This is a genomic window from Enterococcus sp. AZ103 (assembly GCF_051714685.1).
Classification (GTDB): Bacteria; Bacillota; Bacilli; order Lactobacillales; family Enterococcaceae; genus Enterococcus_A; species Enterococcus_A alishanensis.
In genome coordinates this window covers 36,432-43,979 of the sequence record NZ_JBIOSI010000004.1, presented here as the reverse complement: position 1 = coordinate 43,979, position 7,548 = coordinate 36,432, and the positions used below count along the sequence as shown (strand labels likewise).

Here is a 7,548-nt window from a genome sequence, read left to right as displayed (position 1 = left end):
TGAAACATTGTAACAAAATGAGATTCATAAAGAAGGTGATTAAAATCGCAACTAAAGCGTTGAGTAGTAAAAAAGAATTGTTACTAGCAACAATAGATCGCTTTGGTGTTATGACAAAAAAACAAATAAAGCATTTTATTAGCTATACAAATAAAAATTTGAATAATGCACTATTTGATTTAGAAGATTTAAAATTGATAAATGCCTATCAATTTAAAAATGCCAATGTCTACTATATTACAAAAAAAGGAAGTCGTTTAATTGGTTTAATCAATTTCGGCTATGTGAAATCGGAAAATAAGAATCCTTATTTTCCAACATTGGTACATGATTTATTAGTGGTTGATTGTGTGATTCAAGAATTGTCTGATATTCGCCAGTCGCTAGGTGATGAGGTGCCATTGAAAATAATCACAGAAAGAGAATTGTTGGCGAATAAATTCTTGTCTATTGATTTTTCACAACAAACCAAAAAACAAATTCGGCGTGTCAAAATGATTGAAACAAAGAGGATACCAGATTTTCTTATTGAATTTCCCTTGGAAGGGGAAATTCTTACCAATGCTTACGAGGTGGAATTAACTAGAAAATCCAAACAGGCTTTAATGGCTAAGCTTAATTGGTTACGACAAATGCAGGTACAAGGCAACTACAATCAAGTCGTTTATTTTTTTGAAAATTATTCTGTAGAAAGTTTTGTGACAACCAGTAGCCATCAATTAAATATGACAATCATATGTAAAACAATTCAATAGGAGGAAAAACATGTCATTCAGTGATGAAATCGATCAGATATTTTTTAATTTAGGTAATTCAGTAGATGAACGCTTCAAGGGAAATCGACAGAATGAACCTAAAGGTAAAGACCCCTATTTTGTCATTAAGCTATTCTTATTGATCATGTTTTTAACAGCATTAATCAATATCCCAGTTTTCCTTATGAGTGGGGTCTTTTTTGGTGTTTTTTTCTTTTTAAAGAAAAAAACACTTCCTTACACGCTGTCCTTTATCAGTTTTATAGGCTTTGTCGCAACAATTGTCACATGGGGTTATCGAGACTTTCTCCAATTTTTCGCTATTTGGCGAAAAATGTTGCCAAAGGTAGTAGGATTTGCGGAAGCTCACCTTCAAAAGGGGATTCCTTTTGAAGTCAATCGCCATACAATTGTTATGACGATTTTACTTACGATTACCTACGCAGGGATTAGCTACTATATGTTTAATCGCCTGAAAGTCAATTGGTTTACCCATGAAAAAGAAGAAAAGGAACAACACTATTTAGACAGCGATAAATATAAAAGAATTGAAAAAAATATGGAGAAGATACTACAAAAAACGCAAGAAGAATATCGCAAAAACAATATTCATTCCAATCTTTACCAGAACGTGCTATTAGGGAATGATATTCATGCAAAACCAGTCCTATTTCCCATCGCTAATTTTTTCACTCATACGCTTGTTCAAGGGACTACAGGAACAGGGAAAACCTACATGCTTTACAATCTGATGGAAGCAGGTTTAAAAGAAGGTCTAGGGGCTTTATTTGTAGATGGGAAAGGCGACCCAAAGACTGTCAGAGAAATTAAGAAGCTGACAGAAAAATATGGAAAAAAACTGTATGTTTTTTCTGACAAAGCCAGTGATTCTCCTGACGGTCATTTATGGAATTATAATCCCGTCATGTATGGGAAACCCACTGCTATTACAGATAGGTTAATGGCCGTAATGGATTGGAGCGAGTCATTCTATGAAAATGAAAGTAAAAATATGTTGCAACAGATTATCCTGTTTTTACAAGAATACATTGAAATAGAAAAGACCCATGAACATAGACCAGTTCAAGGGGAACCCTTAGCAATGAATTTAGAAACCATTCACCGATTTTTAGATTTACCTGAGTTAGCCAATTATCTTTTTAATGAACAATCAGAAGATATTATTGTTCGTAATTATGTTGTACCTGAAACAACGGAAGGCGAAAGCACCACAACGAAAGCAACCATTGTGAATCCCACAGAGAAAAAAAATACAGTTTATCAAAAATATATTCGCATGTTTTTCTATCGTGATGATTTAGACCCAGAATTTATTGAAACACTGAAAGAAGAACGTTCAAATCAATCTAAATTAATTCAAGGATTGCGGACACAGTTAGAACAGCTTATTTACTCTGACTTTGGACAACGTTTTACCTATAAAGAAAATCATACGTTAGATATTGAAAAAATTATCAAAGATGGTGACGTAGTTGTGTTTTCCCTTGATAGCAATAACTACAATAGTTTTATTCCAGTTATAGGACGATTTATTATTGCAGATAGCGCCTATGTCACAACAACTCTTTATGGAAATACAGAAAATTTCAAAGGGGTCTTAGGCATATTTGATGAGTTCGGCGCTTATGGAACAGACAACATTTTAGATATTTTATCACGAGCTAGAAGTGCGTTATTTGGTGCTATATTAGGCATTCAATCTATTAGTGATCTAGCCAATAAACGAAGGAACATTGATATTAAAGAACAGACCATTGATAACTGTAATCTCTTTATCTTAGGCAGAACAAACAGCGATGAAAATGCAGAAAAAATCGTTAATATTATTGGTACCCATAAGGATATTGACCGAACTGTCATGACGGAAAATCAACTAGGTAGTTTGACACGTTTTGAAACCAAAGGGGAACGTGGGACAGTGAGAAAGGTCAATAAATTCAATTTTAGTCCTGATGAAATAAAAGAGTTACCAAATTATCAATTTTATTATCTTAACAAAAATCTGAAAGAAAATAATAGGGGGAAAGTCTTCTCTAGGAATGTCTTTGAAGGGTTATAAATCAAGCGTCAGACACAAAGAAGGACACAATACACATGGAAGAAGAAATAGCAGAACTAGAAGCAAAATTGGAAAGCCGACAACTTGATCATTTTTACGCAGATAGTTGGGAGCAGGCAGTACAAATTTCTGAAGACATTGAAAAGATACAAGCTGAACTGAAGGCAGCAAAGGATCACTACAACAAATAATTGTTAGGAACTCTTTTTTTTCACCACCACACGCCGACCGCCTCCACTGTTTAGGTGGTGAAAAAAAAGCTGGCAAAGCCAGTAGTAGAAACATTTTAACTTGATTTTCTTGAATAAAATTGGAGGAAAAACAAATGCTAAAACAAAAGGAAATAACGATTCCCGATTTTGAAGATGTGACACAAGTTTCACTTCGGAAAGTCACAGAAATTTTTGAAATTGAAGACCATAATCTGATAGAACTCTATTCTACAGAAATTCAGTACATGGAACAGTACCTTCGAGCGATTTTTTACTACCCTGATTCATGGGAAAAAGAAATCATGGAAATCGGCTCATTACAATTGTTCAAAGATAGTGACTTCATAGATATATCAGAATTTCTTTCAGAAAAAGATAAACCGTATAATCTGTTGTCAAAAGTCCGTGAATCTACCCCACAAATCCTTATAGTTAATACTGAAAAACTATTAGAAAAAAATAACCTTGAATTATTGTCAGATATTGCATGTAGTGCAACTGAGTCAAGAGTAATCATATTTATGACTATTGGGACAAAAGCAGAAATTTTACCTTTTGTAAACTTCGCACAAGTGAGAAGTCAATCTCTATCAGACATTGTTCATTATAGGAAAATTCACGATTGTGACGTTTCTTTAATAGAGCAATTCTGTCGACGTTTCATTTATAACTTCCTGATTTAGTAATGGAAAAAACGGTAAATTTATGGTGAAAAAATTTTATGTAAATCATTAAATGTGGTATAATGAAATAGAAAAGAGGCGTTGCGGAAACAACACCCCTTTAGACAGCACCGTTAAAGACGGTGGCAAGTTAATACTATTCAAAAAGATAGCTCGTCGCTCGCCAAAGCAAGACGGCTATTTTTTGTCTTTATAATTCAGAATTGCAATAATGGTTGTGATTAAGGTAAGCGTAAAGCCACCAAAAGCAATCATTAATTGCAAACTATCTGAAATAGGCAAAAGGTTTCTCCTTTCTTTAGATTGAGTGGTTACATTCATATGCACCACCTCACTTTCGATTGGATAAACCACCGTCATTAAACTTTACTGTCACAGATATTATACCATATAAAACCAGTTAGAACCTTATTGAATAAGGATTTTAACTGGTTTTTTCTATGTAAAATAGACGAGTTTCTTCCTTCGCTCCAACCGCCACCGCCGCTACGTCAGAAACATTTTATGTGGAAAGGAACATTATATGAATCATTATTATTTAGAAAATCTCAATAAAGAAACATTCAAAATTGGAGAGAAATCGGTAACTATCGAAAATCCAAATGTTTATTTTCCAGAGATAAACACAGAAGATAAAACAGAAGAATTGGAATTTTTTCTAATAAGCAATTTGAAAAATTACAGACAAGCCTTTATTGAATTGGCAGAAGCTTCAAATCATGTAGAAGATCGCATAAAAAATCTGCAAGATTTATCGGAACAAAAAGAGATCATTCAACTATATCTTGTTAGGAATAAAGCAACAGTCATAGCTGAACAAACAGGAATTTCTCATACAACCATTCGTAAGCTTAAAAAAGATCCCACATATCTTAATCGTACAAATTTCGGGCATTTTGAAACCTTATTAGAGTTTGCCTACAAATCAGTAACAAAACCCTAGTTCAAAAGAGAAAGTCAAAAGCCAGTTCAAGGTCAAGACCTAAATTTCAACCCGATTTTCCTTCACTTCATTTTTACTTGAAAACGTATGGATCAATTCGTACAGAGCGCTGTCACCCACGGCGAAGCCAACTTCTACACGAAAATAACCTGAAATAAAAGGGGCGTAAATAAATTGAAACCCACAATTTTTTTACTACAGCACTCCCTTTTATTTCAGAACATTTTAGTGTTTAACGAAGTCACGCCGAGGATAACAGCAGTACGAAATGACCCATACAAACTTTTTTCAGTTGCAATAATTTTAAGTTTGAAAATTTGAAATTTAAAATCAAAACCTTCCCGCCTCCGGAAAAACGCAACCGAAATGGGTTTCAAAAAAATCATAATGAAAGAGGGAACTGGCATGACGACTTATATCAAAGAGGTTGAAACGTTGGAAGAATTAAAACAGGTTTATAAAAAGTTGGCTTTGAAGCATCACCCCGATTGTGGCGGAGATGAAGAAGTGATGAAAATTATCAATAATGAGTATGATTCACTTTTTGAAAAATTAAAACATATTCATAAAAATAAAGACAATGAATTTTATGAAAAAGAAACCACTGAAACCCCCGAAGAATGGCGAGAAATCATTTCGCAGTTGTTGAATCTGAAAATGCAAAATGTCCTTATCGAAGTGATTGGCTCTTTCTTATGGGTCACAGGGGAAACAAAACCCTATAAAGAAGAATTAAAGGCATTAGGTCTTAAATGGGGAAACAAAAAGAAAGCTTGGTATTTGTCCCCTAAAGGTTATAAGCGACATGGAAAAAAAGATTATGACATGAATAAAATACGCAATATGTATGGTAGCCAAACAGTAAAAAATTATTCGCAAAAACAACTAAATGAAGCATAAGGGGACTAAAATTATGAGTAGACCTTTAACAGTGATTATCAAGCAACAAGCAGAAGATGAACACCAAAAAATTAGTAGTGCAATCATTTTAAATGATTGCGACTACTTAAAAAATAAATATGGTTCAAAAGAAAAAGCAGAAAGTCGGCTACAAAAATTAGAGGAGTTCTTGAATTATGGGAAATGAGGTGCTTAGTATGAGTGAGACAGTACAAGAAATGACCGTCTATCAGTTGCAATCAGTTTTTCAGTATAAAGGTGTAGCTTTTCCTGATGTTAAGGAAGTCGTTACCTTAGACTTGTTAGAAGAAGAAAACGCCTTAGAGATTTTAGTGAATTATGAAGGGAGTGACACTCGCTTAATTATCGCAAAAGAGAGCTTAGAAAAAATGATTGACCTTGCTAGTGGTAAAGAACATTTTGGACATTGTGAAAATTGTCAAAAAATTCTCTATGAAATGCCCGAACAATACGGCGTAGGTTACTTATGTCACAGTTGCGCTTATCAAGAAATAAACGGTAATTAATAGCAACATTCACAAATAAAAAATTAGAAAAAGAAAGTAGGAAATAAACATGATTAAAGTTACAGGAGTAGGACGATTGACGAAAGACGCAGATTTAAGATACACAACAAAAGGGACTCCAGTAGCAAGCTTTACAGTGGCTTGCGACCGTTCTTATATTGGTAAAGACGGAAAAAAAGAAACAACCTTTGTCCGTTGTATTTTATGGGGCAAAATTGCGATATCTTTTTCAGAATATGCAAAAAAAGGCACATTGATTAGTTTTGACGGTGAATTAAGCACTCGTCAATATGAAGACCAACAAAAGACAACTAAATATGTAACAGAGGTGATTGTTGCTAGTTTCCAATATTTAGAAACGAAAGCAGCTGCCGAAAGCAGAAAAAATAATCAGTCTCAGCAACAAACACAAGGTAATAATGATCCATATAATGACGGTGCAATTGATATTTCAGATGATGATTTGCCATTTTAAAAACGATTTAAAAGGGGGAATTACCCCCTTTTAATTTTAACTTTCAAGTAAAGGAGAAAAACAATGATTTACTCAATAATATTTTTAGTCATAGTATTTATTTGGTTCATTCTAAATTTTACAAAGTGGAGTAGAGAAAATATGAGTGCCTCCGCTAGAATAATTGTATCCGTTCTATTTTGTATATTAGCCACAGCAAATCTATTCTTAAAATAATTGGGGAGAGAAGACATGAGAAAAAGAAGAGGTTTTTTAGGTGGTGCGATCCCCATTATTATTGCTCTTATTGCATGGGGTAGTCATTACTCAGACACAGAACAGACACCTGAAAATCAGACAAACACAATTAGCACCACAGAGATTAGTAATTCAACAATAAACCAAGACGTTGTTAATTTAGACTATGACGGCACGAATAAAGTCGTAACTATCAATAATAATCAACCAAACTTCAATCAGGAAGATTTGTCCCTGGCTAATGGCTTGTGGCAAAGCTTCTCGGACTTAGACAATTTGAATCGAGTTGGTGTTGCAAATGCGTTGTTAGGATATGATTTAATGCCCACAGAAGAAAGAGGCGATATTTCCTCAGTTTATCCGACAGGTTGGAATCAAAAAAAGCTATCTAATGGCAAATGGTTATACAATCGCAGCCATTTAATCGGCTATCAGCTGACAGGAAAAAATGATAACTGGAAGAACCTTTTTACAGGGACAGAACAAATGAATCAAGAAACCATGGTACAATATGAGAATCAAGTAGCAGACTATCTGAGACAGACGAAAAATCATGTACGGTATCGTGTGACGCCTTATTTCAAAGACAATGAGTTACTTTGTCGTGGGGTGCAAATGGAAGCGCAAAGTGTGGAAGATAGCACGATCAGTTACAATGTATTTATCCATAATGTGGAAGATGGTTATACGTTGGTTTATTCTACTGGTGATATTTTTTAACTTAAAATGGAAGTTG

At 34.1% G+C, this 7,548-nt stretch carries 11 protein-coding genes; 10 read left to right on the top strand and 1 reads right to left on the bottom strand.

The genetic code is table 11. From position 1 onward, the window contains the following. The 4 genes from ID741_RS19750 to ID741_RS19735 form a co-directional block, all read left to right on the top strand. Positions 1-755: hypothetical protein (locus ID741_RS19750; protein WP_438721367.1), on the top strand; the 755-nt coding region annotated here is incomplete at its 5' end. A 10-nt stretch (positions 756-765) separates the two neighbouring features. Further along, positions 766-2,835 (top strand): type IV secretory system conjugative DNA transfer family protein, encoded by a 2,070-nt coding sequence (locus ID741_RS19745; protein WP_438721366.1) that lies wholly within the window; start codon positions 766-768, stop codon positions 2,833-2,835. 35 nt (positions 2,836-2,870) lie between these two features. Continuing rightward, entirely contained in the window at positions 2,871-3,026 is a 156-nt protein-coding gene (locus ID741_RS19740) for a hypothetical protein (RefSeq protein WP_438721365.1), read from the top strand. Between the two features lie 134 nt (positions 3,027-3,160). Next, on the top strand, positions 3,161-3,730 hold the full coding sequence (locus ID741_RS19735) for a hypothetical protein (RefSeq protein WP_438721364.1): 570 nt from the start codon (positions 3,161-3,163) through the stop codon (positions 3,728-3,730). Between the two features lie 177 nt (positions 3,731-3,907). Here the strand turns inward: ID741_RS19735 and ID741_RS19730 are convergent, their stop codons facing one another. Continuing rightward, entirely contained in the window at positions 3,908-4,051 is a 144-nt protein-coding gene (locus ID741_RS19730) for a putative holin-like toxin (RefSeq protein ID WP_438721362.1), read from the bottom strand. A 202-nt stretch (positions 4,052-4,253) separates the two neighbouring features. Here ID741_RS19730 and ID741_RS19725 point away from each other — a divergent pair, with 202 nt between their 5' ends. The 6 genes from ID741_RS19725 to ID741_RS19700 all read left to right on the top strand — a co-directional run bounded on the left by ID741_RS19725 (position 4,254) and on the right by ID741_RS19700 (position 7,532). Beyond that, positions 4,254-4,673 carry a hypothetical protein gene (locus ID741_RS19725; RefSeq protein ID WP_438721361.1) on the top strand — a complete coding sequence of 140 codons (420 nt, stop codon included), beginning with the start codon at positions 4,254-4,256 and terminating at the stop codon, positions 4,671-4,673. Positions 4,674-5,078: 405 nt separating this feature from the next. Beyond that, positions 5,079-5,573: a molecular chaperone DnaJ gene (locus ID741_RS19720; protein WP_438721360.1), complete on the top strand. Its 495-nt coding sequence runs from the start codon at positions 5,079-5,081 to the stop codon at positions 5,571-5,573. A 13-nt stretch (positions 5,574-5,586) separates the two neighbouring features. Next, positions 5,587-5,760, top strand: a complete 174-nt coding sequence (locus ID741_RS19715; RefSeq protein ID WP_438721359.1) for a hypothetical protein — start codon at positions 5,587-5,589, stop codon at positions 5,758-5,760. Positions 5,761-5,770: 10 nt separating this feature from the next. Then, positions 5,771-6,100 carry a hypothetical protein gene (locus ID741_RS19710; RefSeq protein ID WP_438721358.1) on the top strand — a complete coding sequence of 110 codons (330 nt, stop codon included), beginning with the start codon at positions 5,771-5,773 and terminating at the stop codon, positions 6,098-6,100. A gap of 49 nt (positions 6,101-6,149) precedes the next feature. Further along, on the top strand, positions 6,150-6,575 hold the full coding sequence (gene ssb, locus ID741_RS19705; protein ID WP_438721357.1) for a single-stranded DNA-binding protein: 426 nt from the start codon (positions 6,150-6,152) through the stop codon (positions 6,573-6,575). A 231-nt stretch (positions 6,576-6,806) separates the two neighbouring features. Further along, a complete protein-coding gene (locus tag ID741_RS19700; protein WP_438721356.1) occupies positions 6,807-7,532 on the top strand; it encodes a DNA/RNA non-specific endonuclease in 726 nt (241 codons plus the stop codon). Positions 7,533-7,548: the final 16 nt, after the last annotated feature.